This is a genomic window from Pseudomonas sp. NPDC089918 (genome assembly GCF_050280605.1).
In the GTDB taxonomy this organism is placed as follows: domain Bacteria; phylum Pseudomonadota; class Gammaproteobacteria; order Pseudomonadales; family Pseudomonadaceae; genus Aquipseudomonas.
The window spans coordinates 262,360-282,898 of sequence record NZ_JBNNVP010000001.1 but is presented as its reverse complement, the minus strand read 5'-3'; the positions used below and the strand labels follow the sequence as shown (position 1 = coordinate 282,898).

The following is a 20,539-nucleotide window of genomic DNA, read 5'->3' as shown; positions in this document are numbered from 1 at the left end:
CAGGGTCTTTTTTGTGTTGGACGAGATTTGTCTTCCATTGATAAATTTTTTACCTGGTTTAACTTTTTCGAAGATTTTCGAGATGCAGATGAACGTCGTCGCCGTCTGATGCGAGTTTGCGTGGAGTGGATGAAGTTAGTTCAACCACGTTTTGATTTCTCAACTTAGATTTGAGCGCCTGGTTCTCGTTCAGCAGCACTTCGTTGATGGATGCGATGCTGGCGAGCTTCGCCCGCAGGGCCTCAATCTCTTGACGGTAGCCTGCTGACTTTTGGCGTTCGACGATCAGATCTTGATTTTTCACATCCCGCATAGCGCGGCTGGATCGCCCCTGCTTCTCCCGTATTGTCTCTGCAATTTCTGGGTAGTGATTGTGGATCAATGCCGTCGACACGCCGGCTTCGCGTGCAACGGCAGCGATGGTCAACTTGGTTTCCTGGGTATGAGCCCGCCCCTTTTCGATACGGTAGATCGCTAGCTTGAGTTCCTTTTCTCGATCCACGGCAGGCTTGTAATTGGCTGTTTTGTTCTTATTCTTCATGCGGTCAGATCCTCCGAAGGCATGCCCAACTGAACCAATACGTCTCGGCAGCGGTTCAGGTCGCGAATAACGCGCTGGCGACCTCCTTCTCCAATATCTTTGCAGTGCTGCAGCCCTTTAAGCTCATCGTACAGTCGCTGGTAGAAGGGTGCATGTGTGCTCCCAATCACTGAGTGGTTGCAGCCACTGCAGCGAGAGCGTTCAAGGGTGTTGCCGACGCAGCCGTTGTTGTCCGCTGTACACCAAGCGTGACCGTTGCTGCGGATTGCTGTGCTCTCAGCAATGGACTTCAGCATCGAAGCGTGATCCTTGAAGATCAGTAGGTTTTCTGGCTCCCGCTGCCAGCCCCTAATGGCGCGTCCGTAGCCTCCTGATAGAGATTCATCGCCCATCCAGCTGTCGACGACGCCAAGCTTGATGTCTTCCAGCTCTCCTTGCATTTCCAAGTACAGATCAAGATCAAGATGTTGTCCCCAACTATCGTCCATCGCATAGCCCAAGGTCATGTCCATGGACCAGTGAGCGTAATGCTCTTTGAGGTAGCGTAGGTCGCCAAAGCGGCTATGTGCGGCGTAGTTGGCGAGCTTACGTCGAAATTGGTGACTGGTGAGCTTCCAGGTTAATCCGCAGTCTTCCGCGAATGCTTTTAAGAGGTTGACCCAGCTGCTGTTTGAAAGAGTACGAACCCGATTAGCTTCATTAGGGTAAACGCCCAGAAACAGCGAATTACGATGTGTGTAAGCTTCAGCGATCTGTGGATCTTGCGGGTTGATTCGACGCCGCTGAATGACTTCGTCGGCAATCATCGCTTGGTAAGGCGCAGCCCAGCGCTCCATGACGCGCAGAGCACGCACTGCAGCCTCTGGGATCATCCAGTCGTGGATCCCTTTATCTGTCTTCTCTGACTTAGAGCGCATCCAGTGATAGATCTTGCCCTCATCATCTTCAGTGCGGTGGTGCGCCCCCGATTGCAGGTTAGTCAGTTCATGATTGCGACAGCCTGAGGTGCTCGCCAGGACGACATAGCATGATGTGCGCAAGTCTGACAGGGACTTACTGAAAGTTCTCGCGCCCCCTTCCCAGCCCCTAGCATCCAAATACCTTTTTTTTGCATCGCGCATACTTCTGGTACTTAGGCTTTTGCACTCTGCTGCGACAGCTTCAAGATCATCTCGCAGATCGAGCAGTAGTTTGCCGCGTTCCACTTGTTGATGAGCCTTTTCGAACAATGTGCAGAACACGTCATCTGGAATTAATGGGGTTTTTCCGCCACGGGGCATACCGATAGCGCCGGCCATGGCTCTTGCAGAGGTTTCGGGCCATGGATGCTTAGGTATCTTGTCGTCGGTGTACTGGCTTAGCTCATAAATCGCCTCAACGATTGAGTAACGCTCCAAAAGTGATTCTGGTAGCAACGGCTTGTTAGATTTGGTGATCCTGTGAACCTTGCAGGCCGCGACGTAGGTTGCTGCAATCATAGGCGTCACTTCCCCTAAATGATCCAGCCCAAGGGTCTCTAGATGTCGCAAGAATGGGATTGCCGTTAAAAAAAGGCGACGAATTCCCGCGCCCTTAGGCTGATCGCCTTCAACGCGACCACGCCTCATGTAGCGATAAATTATTGCTTTCATCGCCACCCGAAATGGCTTTGGCATGGTGATGAAGTTTAGGTGTTTCCCACTGGCCCCCACGTTACTGGGCAGGCGGTGTAGCTGCCAAACGTCGTCACCGTAGCGGCTGCGAATGATCCACTGCCCATCCACCTGAATTGCGTTGATGATCAGCATGTCGCGCTCTGAGTCGGACAGCCCACGTATATCGCCAGGCTGAGCGGTGATGGCCTCCCAAGTTAATTCGTCAGAGATTTTTTCACTCATGAAAAGATCTCCAAGCTGGCAATGAGATCAACTGACCAGAAGGGGTGTGGCTGGGTACGGGAGCGCTCACGAGCGGCGTCCACGGCTGCAGCGTTGAAGGTGCCACGGCGAAGCCCCTCAGCGACGATGTAATGGTCGATAAGGCGCGGGATGTGTGCGTACTCGCGTGCCCAGCGCCGCTTGTCCATGCGGGAGCATTCAGTCAGCACGCGGAAGTAGAAGCTGAAAAGCTTGTACAGGTCTTCGGCTGTCACTGCGTAGTGCTTACACCGTAGGCAGTTCATGAAATTTATGCAGGTGGTGCCGTCATGTTTTGGAGCGAACTGACCATTTAATGGGTCGCTACAGCGACCGAGGGGCGTGTCCTTGTAGGTTGCGCCGATGGACGCTGTCAGCAGTTCCTGTACCAGTAGCTCCCCCATGAAGCGCCAGTTTCGACGGGCATCCTCACTTGGCGCGAGATAGTTTTGATCGGCTACTCGCGGAGTGTTCCCCAGAGCGGAGGCGGTGGTTGCGAGATCTCCGTCCGTCAGCTCGAAAATACGGTTTGCGAAGGTTTTCCGTAGGCGGGAGATGTTGATGCGCAGAGGCTTCCCGTCGCAATCCTTCAGATCGTACAGTTCTACGAAGCGGCATATCGCACGATCTAATATGATCGCTTGCAGTGGAGTGACTTGACCGGCTGCATTTGAAGCCCGACTGCGGAATAGCCACACACGTCCTTTGAGGTCGTCCGGCGCTTCTGAATCCAAGGGCTCGGTCAACACCATCACTCGACGGATTAGACGTTCTATGTTGATTCTGACGCTGGGCATTGCCTCCAGGAGCCGTTCGCCTTTCGATTCAGCCCGTAAAGCTACTTTGCTGGTGTTGTAGCCACGCCGCTTCCACAGTACCAAGAAGACGGTGTCGTCTTTAGGATGAGGGCGCAGGCAATTACGGCTCATTTCCAGCAAAGGCGTAAGATTACGTCCGGTGTGGAGGGCTATGACAAGTAAGGCATATGCCAACAGTTCGCCAGTGATAGGAGTTCCATCGACCCATATGGGTTTAATGGCGTGCCGTAAGGCCACTGTAAACTTATGGCGCTCACGCTTCGATAGAGCTGTCTCGCCCTTGTGCTTGCGGTTGGAGTTCGGAAATGGATTGCGTGGGAAAGTGGCCTCATCACCAGATATCACCAATGTGAAAAAACCGCGCTGTCCGAGTGCAACAAGCACTGACTTGGTAGCCGTGTAGTAGTTTTTCTGTCCAGCGGTCGTTAGATCTTGTCCAGATAGGTGTCCAAGATAGCCGTCGACAAGGTTCCGATTTAGATCATCCAACGTCAACGCACGCTCGAAAGCCATCGCTTGGAGTAGGCAATAGTCAAAAAAATTTCTTAATGCATTGCAATAACCAATCACAGTAGCAACCGAGGGGGCGCCATCTTGCCCCGCTAGGAAACGCTCAATTTGACGCTGGCAGGCGTAAGTGATGGCATCAATGCCCGCGCCATACCACCTCGCAAAATCGAAATTTCGTTGGGAACTGTAGTTGCGCCTGAACGACACCATCGTAATCTTTGGAGGGATTGCCTCAGAAAGGATGACCACATTGCCTGCCGTGTCGATGTTGTGCTCGATTTGCGGAATGCTGAGGTCAGTTTTGGCAAATTCCTTTCGCTTTCCCATCAGGCTGCACCTGCCATTTCGTTTAACTCGTCGTCATATGCCAGCACAGCCTCATCGGCCATTTCGTTGATCAGGTGCAAGTACACCATGGTGGTTTGAATCGAGCTGTGGCCAAGCTGCCGCTGAAGGTACACCAGGGGGTCGACCCCGTTCTGGGGGTTGCGCTGAAGATTGACCAAGGTGTGGGTTGCATAGGTATGGCGCAGCATGTGCGTATGGACTTCGATTCCAGCTGATTTCCCGGTCTCGCTGATGATCCGGTTTAGGCTCTTGCCGGCGCTGGAATAAGGTTCTCCCAGATGGTTGAGAAGCAAAGCCTTCTGGTTCTTGCCCAGAGATGCCCGCTCACCACGCACTTTTGACACGTAGCGATAGAGTTCAGCCATGAACTTGCGACTGACCCAGATTTGTCGCTTCTTACTACCCTTGGTCTCCATGCCGCTGCCGTCGTACGGATCAAGCAGAATTCGAAGATTGCGCTCGGTTCGCCCAGCTTTGTCCGGATCGAAAACATACGCCACTGGAAAGGTGGCAAGTTCGTTACGGCGCAGGCCTGTGCGCAGGGCTAGCTGAATCATGATCCGATGATGTGGATTCTCCGCCGCAGCCATAAATGACTTGGCCTGGGCTATGCTCAGGAACTCGGGTAGGGGCTTGTGACGACGCGGCATCACGTCGTTCACCAGCGCTTTGCCTCCGCTGGCATCCACATGCTTAAGGAAGCCTGTTTCGCGCTTCACGATTCGCTCTTCGTGACCGAACGGTAAGCGCTTCACCCAGCCCTTATCCAGGGCGAATTCGTAAAACTTGCAGATGTACGTCAGACGCTGGCGAGTAGTGTTGCGAGCCAGTCCGCACGTCACCAAGCAGTAGTCTCGGTAGGCAGCCACAAGGCTCTTGGCCTCTCCGCGATCTACGTCCCGCCAATCAAGATCATGGGCTTGCAGGAAGCTGAAGAAATCGTACAGTGCCCGTCCAGTGCTAGGCCAGGATTGCTTTGAACCGATGTCCCCGCGAAGGAGGTAGAAGCGGAAGAACTGATTGGCCTGGCTGCAACTCTCCATCGAGTCCCACAGCAGGATCGGAAACCCTTGGTAAGGTTGTCCGGCGATTACGAAATCCTTGGTGCCCCACACAAGCTCCATCTATCACCCTGTCATTGAGCAATCAATCGGTATCCCGTCTGAATGGATTGACTGAAGGCTACTGCTGCAGTCTTCCACTCCCAATCAGATAGACCTATGATTTTAATATCAGATAGATCTAACTACCACAACGCTCCGGATCATAAGCAATTCGTCGGTTTGGGCAGGCCCGCCAGTTTCGCGGCGAGTTTGGCAGGGGTGCCTTTGAACAGTCGGTTCAGGTGCAGGCTGTTGCCCTTGTCGGGGCCGAGTTTCAATGCGGTGTACTTGATCAGCGGGCGGGTCGCCGGGGACAGCTGGAATTCGTCGTAGAAACTGCGCAGCAGTTCGAGAATTTCCCAGTGTTCCGGGCTCAACTCGATGTCTTCGGCAGCGGCGAGGGCGGCGGCCACCTCGGCAGACCAGTCGCTCAGTTCGACCAGGAAACCGTCCTTGTCCAGTTCAATGGCACGGGCGCCGACCGTCATGGATTTCATAGCCAGCTGTTGACCTTGTCGTAGTGAATCGACAGTTCGACGAAGGCCGGGTAATCGATGGCCTTGGCCCAGTCCGGGACTTGCAGAGCCCGCGCTTGAGCATCTTCGGCCAGTACGAACAGATTCAATTGGCGGGCGTGCAGCGCGCCGAACGGCGCAGTGCCTGGCTGCAAGGCATAGGCCGCATCGCCACTGAGCAGCAGCGCATCGTTGGCGCCGATCACGCGCAGGCAACTGCTCAGACGTTCATCGCCAAAAGGGGAATGAGACAACACATGCAAAGTCGACATCAGAGGGTGATCACCTGGTCGTAACGGTCAATAAGGGCGGTGATTTCCTGGGCGGTCAGCACCCGGGCTTCTTCAAGTGACAGGTTTTCAGGGTCCAGGCCACGGGTCGCGGCGCTTTCACCGCAGACGAACAGGTCTTCGACGCCAAACATCGGCAAGGCTTGCAGGTTGGCGCTCAGGTCTTTCTGTTGCAGGGCCTTGGCGTTCTGTTCATTGGCGAGCTGAAACACGCCGTCATCGAGAAACAGCAGGCCGATCGGCAGATCGAAGGCACCACCGGCCAGCACGATGTCCAGCGCTTCGCGCGCATTCGGCCCGGACCACGGCGCCTGACGGCTGATAATCAGCAAGGATTTAGCCATCTCACGTGCCTCCGAAACAGATCAAGCGGTCAGCGTCCTGCACCGCGTCATGCAACTGGCCGAGGCCGGACAATTCCCACGGCGCACCCACCGCTACCGCTTCACGCTGATAGCGCTGGGCTTCTTCCTCGTTCAACACCCCACGGCGCAGGGCGGCGGCGATGCAGACCACGCCATCGAGTTGATGCTCAGTGACAAAGTTGCGCCATTGCTTGGGCAAATCCTGCTCGTCCTGAGGCGTGACCACGCTGCCGGACGCGTTGTAGACGCCATCCTGATAGAAAAACAGCCGGACAATCTCATGCCCGCCGGCCAGCGCGGCCTGGGCGAATAGCAGGGCACGGCGCGAGGAGGGCGCATGGGCGGCGGAAAACAGCGCAATGGCGAATTTCATGATGGGCTCGATCAGCAAAACTGCGGCCATGATAAAGCTTTATCGGCGGGGCGGCGAAGGGCGTTTATTCGTAGACCGAGTCGCTGCTATCGCGAGCAGGCTCGCTCCCACAAGGGATTTGTGTCGTACAGGACACTGAAATCCACTACAGACCCCTGTGGGAGCGAGCCTGCTCGCGATAGCGGAGTGTCAGGCAACATCAATGCTGAATGTGATAACCCGATCAGCGCGGCATATAACCCAACTGCCAACGCCGCGGTATCTTCAATGACAGCACCCCCAGCGCCCCGGCCAGCAGCCCGCTGACAAACAGCGCCTTGAGCCCAAGATGATGTTCCAGCACCGCACCCAGCACCGCGCCGGCAAACATCCCGGCCCACGGGATCAACTGCACCCGCCAGCCATTGCGCCGCTCGCCAAGCATCCATCGCCCCAGCCCACGACCAAACCGCGATAACGCGCCGGTGACGTAGGTCAGCCCGACCGGCAGGCCGTTCACTTCTTCCACGGCGGCATTGAGCATGCCCATGGCGATGATTGCCGCCAGCAGCGCCGGCAATTGCGTCTCATAGGGCCAGGCCGCAGCGCCGCAGAGCAACGTGGCGATGCACAGCATCAATGGCAGCGCCCGTCGGCCACCGAACCGGCTGACGACAATGCCCAAGGCATTACCGATGACGAACGTGGCCACGAGAATCAGCAGACGCAGGGTCAGCCCGAGGTCGCCATCGCTGATCGCCACGGCCAGACGGGTGGTGTTACCGCTCATGAAGGACACGAAGTCGCCGCTGGCCATGAAGCCGATGGCATCGGTCATGCCGGCGAGTACCGACAAACCGGCGACTAGCGCCAGGCCGATGCGTCCGCGCCATTTATGGGTATGCAGATGGCCCGGCGTGGCCCGGGTGCCTGACGGAGAAGGCAGCATTGAAGAGGACTTCCTTGAGCCGCGAGATTATTTGGTTAACCCATATAACTCGCAATACTCCAGCCAGTCCATGCCGGCCATCTCCGCGACTTCCTTGTGCACCTCCAGGCGTTGGGCCTGGTAGTCCTCAGGCGTGGCGGCAGTCAGTTGCAGTGTCAGCTCCCAGGCAAACAGACCCAGGCGCTCAGCCTCGGCTTCGAACGCTTCATGCAAGCGCACGTCGCGGTACTGCTCCACTGTCACGCCCTTGGCTTGGGCCAATAGTGGATTCAGGTTGTCCAGTTCGACGTGCAGCTCAGGACGCTCATCGAGAAATTTTTTCAGCGCCTGCTCGTGTTGCTGTTCGGTTGCCGCCATGGTCACTCCTTGGAAGACTGCTTTTTGCTCGCCTTGGCAGCCGCGGCCAGACACTCCAGAGCAAATTGCTCGGGGTAGGTCATCTGGATCGGCGTGGTTTCGCCTTTGACGGTTCGTTCGCCATCGAGAATGTAACGAATCCGTTTGTCGGTGACGCCAATTCGCTTGGCGATCCAGGAAGGCGTCTGACCGATCTGGCTGATCAGCTTGTCGGCGTATTCAGCGGTTGGTTTGTAGTATTCGGCGTTGGGTGTCATGACCTTTCCAGAAAAATGCGCCCGGAAAAATGGGCGATGCGGCGTTAATGGCGCGACAGGGTGCGCGAATCGTTGCGCGGTGTCGCGGTATAAATGAAGTAAAGCAGAACGATACGCCGTGCCGCGGTGATACAGTCCGCTTTTTCTTGATGAGCGAACGCAATGCGAATTCTGATGGTGGCGCTGGCCGCAACCTTGCTGGCGGGCTGCGCCGGATCGGCGATGAATGACGCCCGCACCAAAACCCCGTACAAAACCCTGACCTCGGACAAACCGGAAAAAGTCGTCGCCCAGTGCGTGCAGTTTGCATGGCAGGACGAAGCGGTGTTCGGTGTCGATGCGGGCGCGTATTTGCAGCCGGGCAAGAAGGGTGGCTCGACGGTGTATACCCGTTCGGCCGAGTCCTTCGTGGACGTGACCACCGACGCCTCCGGTACAGCGTTGAGCTACTACGCGCAGCATGACGACTTTGTCGCCAAGCGCCGATTGGCGGCGTTGGCGACCTGCTTGTAAGCAAGATCAAAAGATCGCAGCCTTCGGCAGCTCCTACATGGGATTGCGTTCACCCTGTAGGAGCTGCCGAAGGCTGCGATCTTTTGGGCCCCCCCGAAAATCGAAGGTTACAAATCCACCAAACGCTTCTGGAAAAAGAAGCGCTTATGGCCCGGCGGGTAATCGGCAATGTGCCCCAACTCGCTGTATCCGTGTTTTTTGTAAAACTCCGGCGCCTGGAAGTCGAAGGTGTCCAGCCAGATCCCCACGCATTCCTTTTCCCGCGCCAGGTCTTCGGCCATCTGCATCAGCTTCGAGCCCATCCCTTGTCCCCGGGCCTGCTCCGGCACCGACAACAACTCAATGAAAAACCACTGGTAAAACACTCGGCCATAGAGCCCGCCGAGAATCTCGTCGCTGTCATTGCGTACCAGCAAAGCAATCTGCTCCGACACCGTGGCCCCGGCCTTTGAGGCGTTGTAGGCGCGCAGCGGTGTGAGGATCGCCTCGCGCTCTTCCGGGGTGGCATTTTTCGACAATTCGATTCGCAGGGTCATAGGCAACACATCCTTATGGCAGTGAACACGGAGCCTATCCCGGTTGTGGCGATTGTTCTATCCCCCGCAACCGAAGGAACCCCCGGGGCTCCGGGAATGTCTAGCCTGAACAGCATCGTTGTTGAACGCAGCCATTGAGGACAGCCCGTGAACATTTTCGAAGCCTTGCGCGAAAGCCACGACCGTCAGCGCCGCTATGCCGATGCACTGATTCAAACCCGGGGCGACACCCCGGAACGGGTCGAGGCTTACAAACGGCTCAAATCCGAGCTTCAGGCCCACGAAACCGCTGAAGAACGCCATTTCTACATGCCGCTGATGGAGTTCGACAACGGCGTGGATCTTAGCCGCCACGCCATCTCCGAACACCATGAAATGGACGAGATGATGGAAGCGCTGGATGCGACCGAAATGTCCAGTCCATCCTGGTTGGCAACGGCGAAAAAGCTCTCGGAGAAGGTCCATCACCACTTGAAAGAGGAGGAGCAGAAGTTCTTCCAGATGGCCGGTAAGTTACTCGACGAGCAACAGAAAGAAACCCTCGCCGGGCAGTATCAGAAAGAATACAAGGCGCAACTTTCCTGAGGATGAAAGCGCCGCAATGCGGTTCACTCAAGAGAGTCTTGAGTCAGTAAGAACTTGTGGCGAGGGAGCCAACACACCTTGCCGGCAAGGTGAAATGATTTGAATCCAATGCGCTCCTTATAGAGAATCGCCATCTTTGCCTCGAAAGGATGCGCGCGATGAAGTTCGAAGGGACTTTCCAATACATGGGCACTCACGGGATCGTCTTCAACGTCTCGCAGATCACCCTCACCGACAGCGAGCGCGGACGCCTGCGCGAGCTGCATTTTGGCGAGGCGAAAAGCGCCCACTATGAGGTCAACAGCAAGGTCGTCGAGGTGTACGACAAGATGCAGGCCAAGAGCCTGCCGTGCGTGATGATGATCGGCATCTCCAAGCCGCTGACCCGGCAACAGGGCGATGTCCTCAATGCCCAACGCACCAAGATCGCCAACCTGGCCGCCTCCGCCTTCGGTGGCGCTGCCGGTACTGTGGGCGGTTTAGCCGGACCTGCAGGCAGTGTCGCCGCAGGTACTGTTGTAACGGCGGGTGTGCGCTCGTACGTCAATGACGCTCTGCCCACCTACCATGCTGGCGACGTAATCGTCAGCATCCAGGCGCAGGTCAATGGTGGGATTGGCCCACAGCGCTCTTCCGAATCCCTGATCATCAAGACCTGAGTGGGGCTGCACATGTCCGAAATTACCCAGACGGTCATCGTTGTGGCGCTGGCCTTTCTACTTGATCGGTTTCTTAAGCCGTACCCGCTGCGCAAGTGGCTAGGGGTGACGCTGGTGGTGGCAGGCGCAATCGGCTGCGTTGCAGTGAGCCAGACCCAGTTGCTGGGCTTTGACTTGGGATTGATGTCGGTCCTTGCCGTGCCGGTGGGCGCGGGGCTGTTCGTGACCAGGCGGCGGTTCGAGCAGATTGGCTGAAGGTCAGGAAGGTGTGTTGACCGGACGGATACCTTGCTCCCGCTTGAGTGCGTAGCGCTCACAAAAATCGCAATGGTTGTCAGATTTTTGGGGCCGCTACGCAGCCCAGCGGGAGCAAGCTCCCTCGCCACAGGTTTCTCTGACTCAAGATTCTCTTGGGAGCGCCATTACGGCAGTCGCCGGGCTTTTCTGTTTTCGCCTAACATGGACGCTTTCTGACGAACATAAGGATGGATTGTCATGTCGAACACAGCCGAGCGGGTCAACATCATCGAGTCCCAAGTGCTGTCCCACGACTGGTATCTGCTGAAGAAAATCACTTTCGATTACTTGCGCAACAACGGCGACTGGCAGCGTCAGACTCGCGAAGTCTACGACCGGGGCAATGGCGCGGCGATTCTGCTGTTCAACCGCGAGAAGAAAACCGTCGTACTGACCCGCCAGTTCAGGCTGCCGGTGTTCGTCAACGGCCACGATGGTTTGCTGATCGAAGTGGCGGCGGGGCTGCTGGAAGGCGTTGCGCCTGAAGAGCGCATTCGTGCTGAGGCCGAGGAGGAAACCGGCTATCGCGTCCACCATGTGCAGAAGGTTTTCGAAGCCTACATGAGCCCCGGTTCGGTGACTGAAAAGCTGCATTTCTTCATCGCTGAGTACGACGCGTCTTCGAAGGTCAGTGATGGCGGCGGGCTGGAGGAAGAAACCGAAGAACTGGAAGTGCTGGAATGGACGTTCGACGAGGCGTTGGCGGCGTTCTATCGCGGGGAGATCTGCGATGCCAAGACCATCATGCTGCTGCAGTATGCGGCGATGAAGAATGTCTTCGGAGCGGTTTGAGCAGGATTGGATTGGCCTCTGAATTGAGAGAGCGTTCAGGCACAATGGTCGAGCATTTCGGCACAGTAACCAGCCTTTGCTCTCTCTAAACTCGTGCCTCACGCCAACACTCAGATGAGGTCACGATGAACATCAGAATAATCCTATCCGCATTGTCCATGGGCGTCGTGCTCACGGGACACGCTGCCGAGTTCTCGCTGACAAGCCAGGATATTGCTGAAAACCGCCCGCTGACCAGTCGCGAGGTGTTCCAGGGTTTCGGTTGCGAAGGGGGTAATACTTCGCCCGAGCTTTCCTGGCGCAACGCCCCGGCGGGTACCAAAAGTTATGCGATCACGGTCTACGATCCTGATGCGCCGACCGGTAGCGGCTGGTGGCATTGGACGGTGGTCAACTTACCCGCTTCAACCAGCAGTTTGCCAAGAGGGGTCGGCTCGAACCTGCCTGCCGGAGCAGTACAAGGGCGAACCGATTATGGCCAACCGGGATTTGGCGGGGCTTGCCCTCCAGTAGGGGATAAGCCGCATCGCTATCAATTCACCGTATGGGCGCTGAAAGTCGATAAGCTACCACTCGACAACCAGGCCAGCGGCGCCTTGGTGGGCTATATGCTCAATGCCAACGCCTTGGCCAAAGCGACCATCACTTCAACTTACGGACGTTAAGAACGATGCGCCCTTGTGTCGGCATACAGCACCGGGAAAACATTATCGATGCGTGTGTCATACGGGCGCGACAGCCCCATACATTGCAACGGGTGCCGATATTCGCTACCGCCTTGTGTCGAGTGCGGCAGGGGGAAAAACTGCTGCAATGGGATGACCGGCAGATGCGTGCAGGGCCGCAACATCTGATTCTGATGCCGGCCGGGCGCGAGCTTGGCATCTCGAATTTCCCCGGCCTTCACGGTCACTACATTGCCGATGTGGTGACCTTTCCCGGTTCGACATTGCGTAACTTCAGCAGCCGATATGGCCAGCAGCTCATCAGCCATCGCCATGCCCAGAAGACAGACCTGTGTGTCCCTCTGGACAGGCATACCACACAGGCATGGGATCAGTTATTGGCCTCCATCAATGCGGATGCTCCGGATGCATTACGCACCCACTATGGGGAGGCGGTGCTTCTGAGCCTGTGCCTTGGCGGCCAGGCTGGACCGCTGCTGATGGATCGCAACGATCCACTGTGCGAACGGGTGCAGCAGCTGGTAATGGGCAGCCCGGAGAGAGACTGGACTGTTGCGCACGTCGCACAACACCTGAACCTGGGGGAGTCGACGTTGCGTCGCCAACTGGCCAATGAGGGGGACAGTTTCAGGAATATCCTGGAAAACGTTCGGCTGGCGACGGCGCTGCAATGGTTGCAAACCACTTCACGCCCCATCGGTGAAATTGCCGGTGCCAGCGGTTACGCCTCGGCCTCACGTTTTGCAGTGCGCTTTCGCTCACACTATGGCTTGTCGCCACGGGAATTGCGGGCGACGATTTAGGTAATTCCTGTGAGATGTTCCCTGTCTTTTTGAAACTGTGCGTTTTGTGGCGAGCGAGCTTGCTCGCGCTGGGCGTGAAACGCCCCTTGTCGAAGATTTTGCCAGCGCTACGCACTGGAGCGGGAGCAAGCTCCCTCGCCACAAGGGCTCATTAGCTCAAAAACAAATCATCCATCTTGCCGGTCCCTGACCATTCGCAGCCCTCCAGCGTCAGCAACCGCTCTTTCGCCTCGAGCCCACCGGCAAACCCCGTCAGTTTCCCCGACGCCCCAATCACCCGATGACACGGCGCGATAATCGAAATCGGATTCTTGCCATTCGCCGCACCCACCGCGCGAACCGCACTGGGATTGCCGATTTGCCGGGCAATCTCGCTGTAGCTACGCGTTTCGCCAAACGGAATCGTAAGTAGCGCCTGCCATACCTTCTGCTGAAATTCCGTCCCGGCAAAGTCCAGTTCCAGCTCGAAACGGTTACGCGTGCCAGCGAAGTATTCCTGCAGCTGCTGTGCGGTGCGCACCAGGATCGGGTTGTCCGCTGCTTCAGTCATCGGCCCCAGCCTTACCCGGCCTGGTTTGTCGTTTTCCCAGAGGATGGCCGCCAGTCGCGCGCCTTTCGCCACCAGTTTCAATTCGCCGACCGGAGACGCCAGGGTGGTGAAGGTGTAGGACATGCCGGCGGACTCCGCAAAAGTGCTGAACAGGGGGCCCAGCATACTGCCTCGTCGGGGAGGCGCAATACGCAATCCCAGCCATACTTGCCTACTGCTCTTGAACCGTTCCCTCTGTTTTTGAACAGAACCTAAAAACAAAAAGAGACCGACTCATGAAGTTCGAACCTTTTACCAAATCGCTCGTGGCAACCGCATTGGCGCTGAGCTGTCTGACCGCCCACGCGGCCTCCGTCGCCCCGGTCGCAGCCGAAAACGGCATGGTCGTCACCGCCCAGCATCTGGCCAGCCACGTCGGCGTCGATGTGCTCAAGAATGGCGGCAACGCCGTCGATGCCGCCGTTGCGGTGGGTTATGCGCTGGCGGTGGTGTACCCCGCGGCGGGCAACCTGGGCGGTGGTGGTTTCATGACGATTCAATTGGCGGACGGGCGCAAGACGTTCCTCGACTTCCGTGAAAAAGCCCCGCTGGCCGCGACCCCCGACATGTACCTCGACAAAGCGGGCAACGTCATCCCGGACCTGAGCACACGCGGCCATCTTGCCGTTGGCGTGCCGGGCACCGTCTCGGGCATGGAACTGGCCCTGAAGAAATACGGTACCAAACCCCGCAAGGAAGTGATCGCCCCGGCCATCAAGCTTGCCGAAGACGGTTTTGTGCTGGAGCAGGGCGATGTCGATTTGCTGGAGTACGCCACCGACGTCTTCAAGAAAGACATGCGCGACTCGGGCTCGATTTTCCTGAGCAATGGCGAGCCGATGCAGGTGGGCCAGAAACTCGTACAAAAAGACTTGAGCAAAACCCTGCGGGAAATTTCCGAGAAGGGCGCCGACGGTTTCTATAAAGGCTGGGTGGCCGACGCCATTGTCACCTCCAGCCAAGCCAACAAGGGCATCATCACCCAGGCTGACCTCGACAAATACCAGACCCGCGAACTGGCGCCGATCGAGTGCGATTACCGTGGCTATCACGTGGTCTCGGCGCCACCGCCAAGCTCCGGTGGCGTGGTGATCTGCGAGATCATGAACATTCTCGACGGCTACCCGATGAAAGACCTGGGCTTCCGCTCGGCTCAGGCGATGCACTACCAGATCGAAGCGATGCGTCACGCGTATGTGGACCGCAACAGCTACCTCGGCGACCCGGACTTCGTGAAAAATCCGATCGCCCATTTGCTGGATAAAAACTACGCGACCAAAATCCGTGAAGTCATCGATCCGCAAAAGGCCGGCGTGTCCCGCGAGATCAAACCCGGCGTAGCGCCCCACGAAGGCAGCAATACCACCCATTACTCGATCGTCGACAAATGGGGCAATGCGGTGTCGGTGACCTACACCCTCAACGACTGGTTCGGCGCCGGCGTCATGGCGAGCAAAACCGGGGTCATCCTCAACGATGAAATGGACGACTTCACCTCGAAAATCGGCGTGCCGAACATGTACGGTCTGGTGCAGGGCGAAGCCAACGCCATCGCCCCAGGCAAGGCGCCGCTGTCGTCCATGAGCCCGACCATCGTCACCAAGGACGGCAAAGTCGTCATGGTCGTCGGCACTCCCGGTGGCAGCCGCATCATCACTGCAACCCTGCTGACCATCCTCAACGTGATCGACTACGGCATGAACATCCAGGAAGCGGTGGATGCGCCGCGCTTCCACCAGCAATGGCTGCCGGAAGAAACCAACCTGGAGAACTTCGCCACCAGCCCGGACACCAAGAAGATGCTCGAAAGCTGGGGGCACAAATTTGCCGGGCCGCAGGACCCCAACCATATCGCAGCTATTCTGGTAGGTGCGCCTTCGCTGGAAGGCAAGCCAGTGGGCAAGAACCGCTTCTATGGAGCGAACGATCCACGGCGTAATACCGGGTTGTCACTCGGTTACTAAAGCAGGCGATCACCGGCCACCTGAACTCCCGGGTGGCCCCGATCCCCGTAGGAGCTGCCGAAGGCTGCGATCTTTTGCCTTTGATGTCAGCGAAAGCAAGATCAAAAGATCGCAGCCTTCGGCAGCTCCTACAGGGGCTCGAACGTAGCCTCGCAAGCTCGACAGTTGCTACAGGTTAAAAGGGAGTTGAATTCCATCGTTCTACCGACCTATCTAAGGAAGGAAGCCATGAGCACCGCACTCCTGATCATCGATGTCCAACGCGCGCTGTGCACCGGCGAGTATGAATGCTTCGACATCCAGCGCGTCATCGACACCATCAACGACCTCAGCACCAAAGCCCGGGCCGCCGACATCCCGGTCATCCTGATCCAGCACGAAGAAGAGGGCGACCTGTTGCAACACGGCAGCGAAGGCTGGCAACTGGCCGACGGTCTGAAGACATCACCCCAAGACCTGCGCGTGCGCAAAACCACCCCGGATTCGTTCTACCAGACCCACTTGCATGAACAGCTGCAAGAGCTGGACGCCGACCGCCTGATCATCTGCGGCCTGCAAACCGACTACTGCGTCAACGCCACCGTTCGCCAGGCGCATCAATTGGGCTACGACGTCGTGCTGGTGGCCGACGCCCATTCCACCATCGACAACGGCACGATGAGCGCCGAAGACATCATTACTGAACACAACAAGGATCTGGCGCACCTGACCGGCTCCGTGGCGCGAATCGATGTGATGCCGGCCAGCGAAATCAAAGTCTGAAACAGCGCCTACCCCACGGCAGGGAGCTTGCGTGCCAGGGGCTGGACGCATTCGCTGCGCCTATGGCATGGTCAAAAAAATAATACGCCATGCAGCGAACAGGATCAGAGCGATGGAGGAGGGTGATGAGGTCGGCGCCAAGGCGTCGATGGCAACGCTGCAAGCGTTCAATCTTTGCGTATTGCACCTGGGGCGTCTTGCCCGAGATCGCGGTGCATCCCGCTTCATCACCGACGGCCTGCAGGCGTTCAGCCAACTGGTGCCCTTCGCTTCGGCATGGTGGGGCGAGATGTCTGCGCCGGGCGTCGATGTTTCGACCAGAAACTGGATGCACGGGCGAATCAATCTGCCCGAGTCGTTTACCGCCGAGTGGCACACGTGTGCGCGCAACGACAAATTCTCCGATGACACCATGAGTCGACCCGGTGAGGTCGTGCGCGACAGCGGCTTCACCGACCCCAATGAAGAAGTGAATGCATTCGCTCGGCGCCACGACCTCTACTACCTGATGTGCATCACCTTCGAGTTACCCGAAAGCGGCTTGATGTTCTTCGTCTGTCTCTATCGAGGCATTGATGCCTCGGCTTTCAACGACAGCGAGGCCGATCTGTTTTCGGCCTTCTGCGACCATCTGTTGCAGCTGTGGCGATTCCAGGTGCAGGACATGATCCGCTTCGACACGGGCAACGGGGCGTCTGACTTTGGTGTCGCGCGTATGGACGGCAGCTTGCTGTACGTGGGAGCAACGCTGTGTGCAGCCATTGAGCGTGAGTTACCCGGCTGGAACGGCTCAATGCTTCCCGCGCAGGTGATCGCGCAACTGCCAAAGGCACCCTGCGTCATGCGCCTGGGCCGCTGCGCCCTGACACTGAGCCCTAACGCCGAGCACGTTATCCTGTCGCTCGAAGCCCAGTCGCGCGGGGCGATGCTGGCGCCACGCGAGCGAACGGCAGCCATGCTGTTCGCCGCCGGCCATTCCTACAAGGAGATTGCCAAAATCCTGGAGTTGAGCCCTGCGACAGTACGCACCTACCTGCGCAACTGCTACCTGCAACTGGGCGTGAAGAGCAAGGTGGAACTGGGGTCGGTGCTGCGTTCAGCGACCTCGCTTGCGGATGCGCCGCGCCGCGATTAAATCCGCCTACAACGCGCGCCCTGTAGGAGCGAGGCTTGCCCGCGAAGGCGTCAGGTCTGGCACACCGCGTTATCGTTCTTCGCGGGCAAGCCTCGCTCCTACATCTATGGAGAGTGGAGCTCACATGTCTAAGGTGTATTGATTTTATCCAGCACCCGGTTCGCCGTGATCTCCGCCACCATGATGCTGTTTGAAATGCCCAGCAGGGCGTAGCGCGACTCACCCTCCAGATGATCCACCAACTGATGGACCATCACATCGACCGAGGCCAGCGTCTCGACCAAAAAAACCGCCAGGGTTTCGGCTGTGGCCTGTGGGTCCACGGAAAACATAGTGCTGGGTGTACGCGCGGTGGCTTTGATGTCGGCATTCGACGGGAAGTGGAAGTTCAGAGCCCGCTCGGCGGCCTCGTTGAGCTTCTTTGAATCGGGTTCGTACGGGGAGATCGGATCAGTGTCCGGCGGATTGGGTGTGACTTTGAACATGGTGACTAACCTCTAGTGAGGCCGCAACCATCTCGCTGCTAAACGAAAGGGTGGCAGCTGTGCGCAAGTTAGCAGACCGGTAAGTCACCCAAACCCGGCGCACCCGAAGGTGCCATGCGCACAGCCACCATCAAGTGCAGGCGAATGCCTGACTGGATAAGACATGTGCAACCGTGAATGACTAGCCGGGCTGCTAAACCCGATCACTGGGAATCAGTGATGCGAATCAAGTTACCGGCGGAGCTCCAGGCGCACAAGCCAGCGGATTCTGGTGCAGCCGTAGGCAACGGCGCAAGGTTTTGTAGCTTTCAGGAAGTAACTTTCAGGTCTTTTAAACAAGCCTCTTCGGTCTATGTTGATTGTGCCGCCGTCTTCGCGAGCAAGCCCGCTCCCACAGGGTCCGCCGCCCACCAGATCGGATCTCTGTCATTTAATTGCCTCACCCCTCCTCATTTGTAGAGGTCCATCCGACGTTTGCGCCCTATAGGGTAGGCCTGCATGTCAGAGGCTTGCGGCCGTCTGTTCGGGCCACTTCCTGAGCGGGGCCAAGGCGCCGTTCGTTGGACTTGATCCGAAGGCATTGTCACAAGCGTCCACATCCCGAACCGCCCAATAAAAACAAGTGAGTGTTCCGATGCAACTATTCATTCCCAACCTGTTGGCTGCAGCCCTGGCCCTTTCCTCGGTGCAGGCTATGGCCGCCGCTGATCTTGTGCTGTTCAACGGCAAGGTCTTTACCGCCGAACCCGGTCAAGCACTGGTTCAGGCCGTGGCGGTGCAAGACGGCAAGATTCTGAAAGTGGGCAGCAATGCCGAGATCAACGCCTTGGCCGATGCCCAGACGCAACGAATCGATCTGGCGGGCAAAGTACTGATGCCTGGAATGATTGATACCCATAGTCACCCGGTCGTTGCGGCCTTCAACAGCCAGGGGGCCAACCTGCTGGATGAAGTAAAGCCGTTGCCGGAACTCGAGCAATGGGTGATCGAGCAAGATGAGGCGGGGCGAGCACGGGCCGGTGACGTGATCAGCATTGCCGGGGTGAGTTCGGCCTATTGGGAGAAAAGCCGCGAACTCGGTCAGCGCTTCAATCAGGGACGCTGGGCGGACCAACCGGTGGTCCTCAGCGGGATTGACGGGCATACCGGCTGGGCCAACAACGCGATGCTCAAGCGTCTGAAGATCGACGCGGCATTGGTAAAAGGTCTGTCGGAACAGGACCGCAGCTTCGTGGGGCACGCAGCGGACTTCACCCCCAATGGTTTGTTCGCCGAGTCGCGCTGGGACAAGGTACGCAGTCAGATCCCCGCGCCCGGCAACGAGGTCATGCTCAAGGCTGCCCGCGAGGCTGTGAAAGTCAATAATCAATATGGCGTTACCGCCTGGATGGACGCGGCAGCGAATGCCGGAAGTGGTGATTCGCTGTTCGATTTCCAGGCCACCGAGCAGAGTTACGGTGTTCTCCCGCTTTACCGCGAACTGGCGGAGAAGGGCGAGCTCAATGCCCACGTCGCGGCGCTGCTGCTGGCCAACCCAAAAAGCCGGCCGGCCGACCTGGAAGTGCTGGCCAAGGTGATGAAGAAATTCGAGGGCGTGCCCAACCTGAGCTTCCCTGGCATCAAGGTCTTCGCTGACGGCGTCCTGGAGTTTCCAGGGCAGACGGCAGCGGTGATTGTTCCGTTCACTAACAGTCACAAAAACGGTCAGTTGCTGATCGACCCGGCACACTTTGGTGAATTGGTCGTCGCGGCGGAGAAGCGTGACTGGATTGTGCACATGCATGCGGTCGGCGACCGTGCCGTACGTGAGTCACTCAATGGTTTTGAATACGCGCGCAAACTCAACCCGACACCGATGGCCCACAGCATCACTCACCTGCAACTGGTCAATCCAAAGGAGTTTCCGCGCTTCAAGCAGCTTGGCGTGATCGCTTCCATGCAGCTGCTGTGGGCCACCGGCGAGTCTTACACGGTGGAGTTGGTCAAACCGTATATCAGCGCATTCGCTTACGGTTATCAGTATCCCGCCGGGTCCTTGCATAACGCCGGTGCGGTCATCGCCGGTGGCAGTGACTGGCCGGTGTCCAGCCCCAACCCGTGGAATGCCATCGCTCAGGCCAGCACGCGCAAAGGGCCGCTGGGTGTGTTGAATGCCAAAGAAAGCATTGATCGCCAGACCATGTTCTACGCCTACACCCTCAATGCCGCCAAAGTCCTGCGGCTGGAGCAACAGATTGGTTCGCTGGTGCCCGGAAAACAGGCCGATCTGATCATCCTCGACCGCGATGTGTTCAAGGTCAGCGACGACGAACTGTTCGACACCAAGGTCCTGAAGACTTTCTTCGCTGGCAAGCAGGTTTACGCGCCCGCGTCCTGACGACTACCCGCCGGCAGCACCGAAAAAAATGCTCCTGCTCCTCGCATTGCGAGGGG

25 protein-coding genes are annotated in these 20,539 nt (G+C 57.6%); 11 read left to right on the top strand and 14 right to left on the bottom strand.

What is annotated here, in order from left to right:
* Positions 1-58 precede the first annotated feature (58 nt).
* The 11 genes from ACQKPC_RS01340 to ACQKPC_RS01290 form a co-directional block, all read right to left on the bottom strand.
* Positions 59-541, bottom strand: a complete 483-nt coding sequence (locus ACQKPC_RS01340) for a TetR family transcriptional regulator (RefSeq protein ID WP_427622854.1) — start codon at positions 539-541, stop codon at positions 59-61.
* A complete protein-coding gene (locus ACQKPC_RS01335; protein ID WP_427622853.1) occupies positions 538-2,418 on the bottom strand; it encodes an integrase in 1,881 nt (626 codons plus the stop codon). Before ACQKPC_RS01335 ends, ACQKPC_RS01340 begins: the two co-directional genes overlap by 4 nt.
* Positions 2,415-4,091: a hypothetical protein gene (locus ACQKPC_RS01330; RefSeq protein ID WP_427622852.1), complete on the bottom strand. Its 1,677-nt coding sequence runs from the start codon at positions 4,089-4,091 to the stop codon at positions 2,415-2,417. The genes ACQKPC_RS01335 and ACQKPC_RS01330 overlap by 4 nt, the downstream gene beginning before the upstream one ends.
* Positions 4,091-5,236, bottom strand: coding sequence for a tyrosine-type recombinase/integrase (locus ACQKPC_RS01325; protein WP_427622851.1), 1,146 nt, complete (start codon positions 5,234-5,236; stop codon positions 4,091-4,093). Before ACQKPC_RS01325 ends, ACQKPC_RS01330 begins: the two co-directional genes overlap by 1 nt.
* Before the next feature lie 140 nt (positions 5,237-5,376).
* The gene (locus ACQKPC_RS01320; RefSeq protein ID WP_007904907.1) at positions 5,377-5,712 is read right to left on the bottom strand and encodes a TusE/DsrC/DsvC family sulfur relay protein; all 336 of its coding nucleotides are present in this window, start codon (positions 5,710-5,712) and stop codon (positions 5,377-5,379) included.
* Complete coding sequence (gene tusB / locus ACQKPC_RS01315; RefSeq protein ID WP_427622850.1) at positions 5,709-6,002, bottom strand: sulfurtransferase complex subunit TusB; 294 nt, start codon at positions 6,000-6,002, stop codon at positions 5,709-5,711. Before tusB ends, ACQKPC_RS01320 begins: the two co-directional genes overlap by 4 nt.
* Positions 6,002-6,364: a sulfurtransferase complex subunit TusC gene (tusC, locus tag ACQKPC_RS01310; protein WP_427622849.1), complete on the bottom strand. Its 363-nt coding sequence runs from the start codon at positions 6,362-6,364 to the stop codon at positions 6,002-6,004. Before tusC ends, tusB begins: the two co-directional genes overlap by 1 nt.
* 1 nt (position 6,365) lies before the next feature.
* A complete protein-coding gene (gene tusD, locus ACQKPC_RS01305) occupies positions 6,366-6,758 on the bottom strand; it encodes a sulfurtransferase complex subunit TusD (RefSeq protein ID WP_427622848.1) in 393 nt (130 codons plus the stop codon).
* Between the two features lie 223 nt (positions 6,759-6,981).
* A complete protein-coding gene (locus ACQKPC_RS01300) occupies positions 6,982-7,686 on the bottom strand; it encodes a YoaK family protein (protein WP_427622847.1) in 705 nt (234 codons plus the stop codon).
* 27 nt (positions 7,687-7,713) lie between these two features.
* A complete protein-coding gene (locus ACQKPC_RS01295) occupies positions 7,714-8,043 on the bottom strand; it encodes a DUF6388 family protein (protein WP_427622846.1) in 330 nt (109 codons plus the stop codon).
* A 2-nt stretch (positions 8,044-8,045) separates the two neighbouring features.
* Positions 8,046-8,300 (bottom strand): hypothetical protein, encoded by a 255-nt coding sequence (locus tag ACQKPC_RS01290; protein WP_008008546.1) that lies wholly within the window; start codon positions 8,298-8,300, stop codon positions 8,046-8,048.
* A gap of 162 nt (positions 8,301-8,462) precedes the next feature.
* Here ACQKPC_RS01290 and ACQKPC_RS01285 point away from each other — a divergent pair, with 162 nt between their 5' ends.
* A complete protein-coding gene (locus tag ACQKPC_RS01285) occupies positions 8,463-8,813 on the top strand; it encodes a hypothetical protein (RefSeq protein WP_007904889.1) in 351 nt (116 codons plus the stop codon).
* Positions 8,814-8,920: 107 nt separating this feature from the next.
* On the opposite strand, the gene ACQKPC_RS01280 is transcribed toward ACQKPC_RS01285, so the two are convergent.
* Positions 8,921-9,349: a GNAT family N-acetyltransferase gene (locus ACQKPC_RS01280; RefSeq protein ID WP_427622845.1), complete on the bottom strand. Its 429-nt coding sequence runs from the start codon at positions 9,347-9,349 to the stop codon at positions 8,921-8,923.
* Positions 9,350-9,496: 147 nt separating this feature from the next.
* Between ACQKPC_RS01280 and ACQKPC_RS01275 the strand changes: the two genes are divergently transcribed.
* The 6 genes from ACQKPC_RS01275 (at position 9,497) to ACQKPC_RS01250 (ending at position 13,171) form a co-directional block, all read left to right on the top strand.
* Entirely contained in the window at positions 9,497-9,934 is a 438-nt protein-coding gene (locus ACQKPC_RS01275; RefSeq protein WP_007904887.1) for a hemerythrin domain-containing protein, read from the top strand.
* Between the two features lie 158 nt (positions 9,935-10,092).
* The gene (locus ACQKPC_RS01270) at positions 10,093-10,593 is read left to right on the top strand and encodes a hypothetical protein (RefSeq protein ID WP_427622844.1); all 501 of its coding nucleotides are present in this window, start codon (positions 10,093-10,095) and stop codon (positions 10,591-10,593) included.
* 12 nt (positions 10,594-10,605) lie between these two features.
* Positions 10,606-10,848: a hypothetical protein gene (locus tag ACQKPC_RS01265; RefSeq protein WP_019580101.1), complete on the top strand. Its 243-nt coding sequence runs from the start codon at positions 10,606-10,608 to the stop codon at positions 10,846-10,848.
* A 240-nt stretch (positions 10,849-11,088) separates the two neighbouring features.
* Complete coding sequence (locus ACQKPC_RS01260; protein ID WP_427622843.1) at positions 11,089-11,682, top strand: NUDIX domain-containing protein; 594 nt, start codon at positions 11,089-11,091, stop codon at positions 11,680-11,682.
* A 125-nt stretch (positions 11,683-11,807) separates the two neighbouring features.
* On the top strand, positions 11,808-12,347 hold the full coding sequence (locus ACQKPC_RS01255) for a kinase inhibitor (protein WP_427622842.1): 540 nt from the start codon (positions 11,808-11,810) through the stop codon (positions 12,345-12,347).
* Between the two features lie 5 nt (positions 12,348-12,352).
* Complete coding sequence (locus tag ACQKPC_RS01250; RefSeq protein ID WP_427622841.1) at positions 12,353-13,171, top strand: helix-turn-helix transcriptional regulator; 819 nt, start codon at positions 12,353-12,355, stop codon at positions 13,169-13,171.
* Positions 13,172-13,322: 151 nt separating this feature from the next.
* Here the strand turns inward: ACQKPC_RS01250 and ACQKPC_RS01245 are convergent, their stop codons facing one another.
* Positions 13,323-13,844: a methylated-DNA--[protein]-cysteine S-methyltransferase gene (locus tag ACQKPC_RS01245; RefSeq protein WP_033036799.1), complete on the bottom strand. Its 522-nt coding sequence runs from the start codon at positions 13,842-13,844 to the stop codon at positions 13,323-13,325.
* Positions 13,845-13,996: 152 nt separating this feature from the next.
* On the opposite strand from ACQKPC_RS01245, the gene ggt reads away from it, so the two are divergent.
* From ggt to ACQKPC_RS01230, 3 genes are all read left to right on the top strand, one after another.
* A complete protein-coding gene (gene ggt / locus ACQKPC_RS01240) occupies positions 13,997-15,724 on the top strand; it encodes a gamma-glutamyltransferase (protein WP_008068370.1) in 1,728 nt (575 codons plus the stop codon).
* 228 nt (positions 15,725-15,952) lie between these two features.
* On the top strand, positions 15,953-16,486 hold the full coding sequence (locus ACQKPC_RS01235) for a cysteine hydrolase family protein (RefSeq protein WP_427622840.1): 534 nt from the start codon (positions 15,953-15,955) through the stop codon (positions 16,484-16,486).
* 112 nt (positions 16,487-16,598) lie between these two features.
* Complete coding sequence (locus ACQKPC_RS01230) at positions 16,599-17,621, top strand: helix-turn-helix transcriptional regulator (RefSeq protein WP_427622839.1); 1,023 nt, start codon at positions 16,599-16,601, stop codon at positions 17,619-17,621.
* A gap of 128 nt (positions 17,622-17,749) precedes the next feature.
* Here ACQKPC_RS01230 and ACQKPC_RS01225 read toward each other — a convergent pair whose 3' ends face one another.
* A complete protein-coding gene (locus ACQKPC_RS01225; RefSeq protein ID WP_192342650.1) occupies positions 17,750-18,106 on the bottom strand; it encodes a DUF6124 family protein in 357 nt (118 codons plus the stop codon).
* Between the two features lie 634 nt (positions 18,107-18,740).
* Here ACQKPC_RS01225 and ACQKPC_RS01220 point away from each other — a divergent pair.
* Positions 18,741-20,483 (top strand): amidohydrolase, encoded by a 1,743-nt coding sequence (locus tag ACQKPC_RS01220; protein WP_427622838.1) that lies wholly within the window; start codon positions 18,741-18,743, stop codon positions 20,481-20,483.
* Positions 20,484-20,539 lie beyond the last annotated feature (56 nt).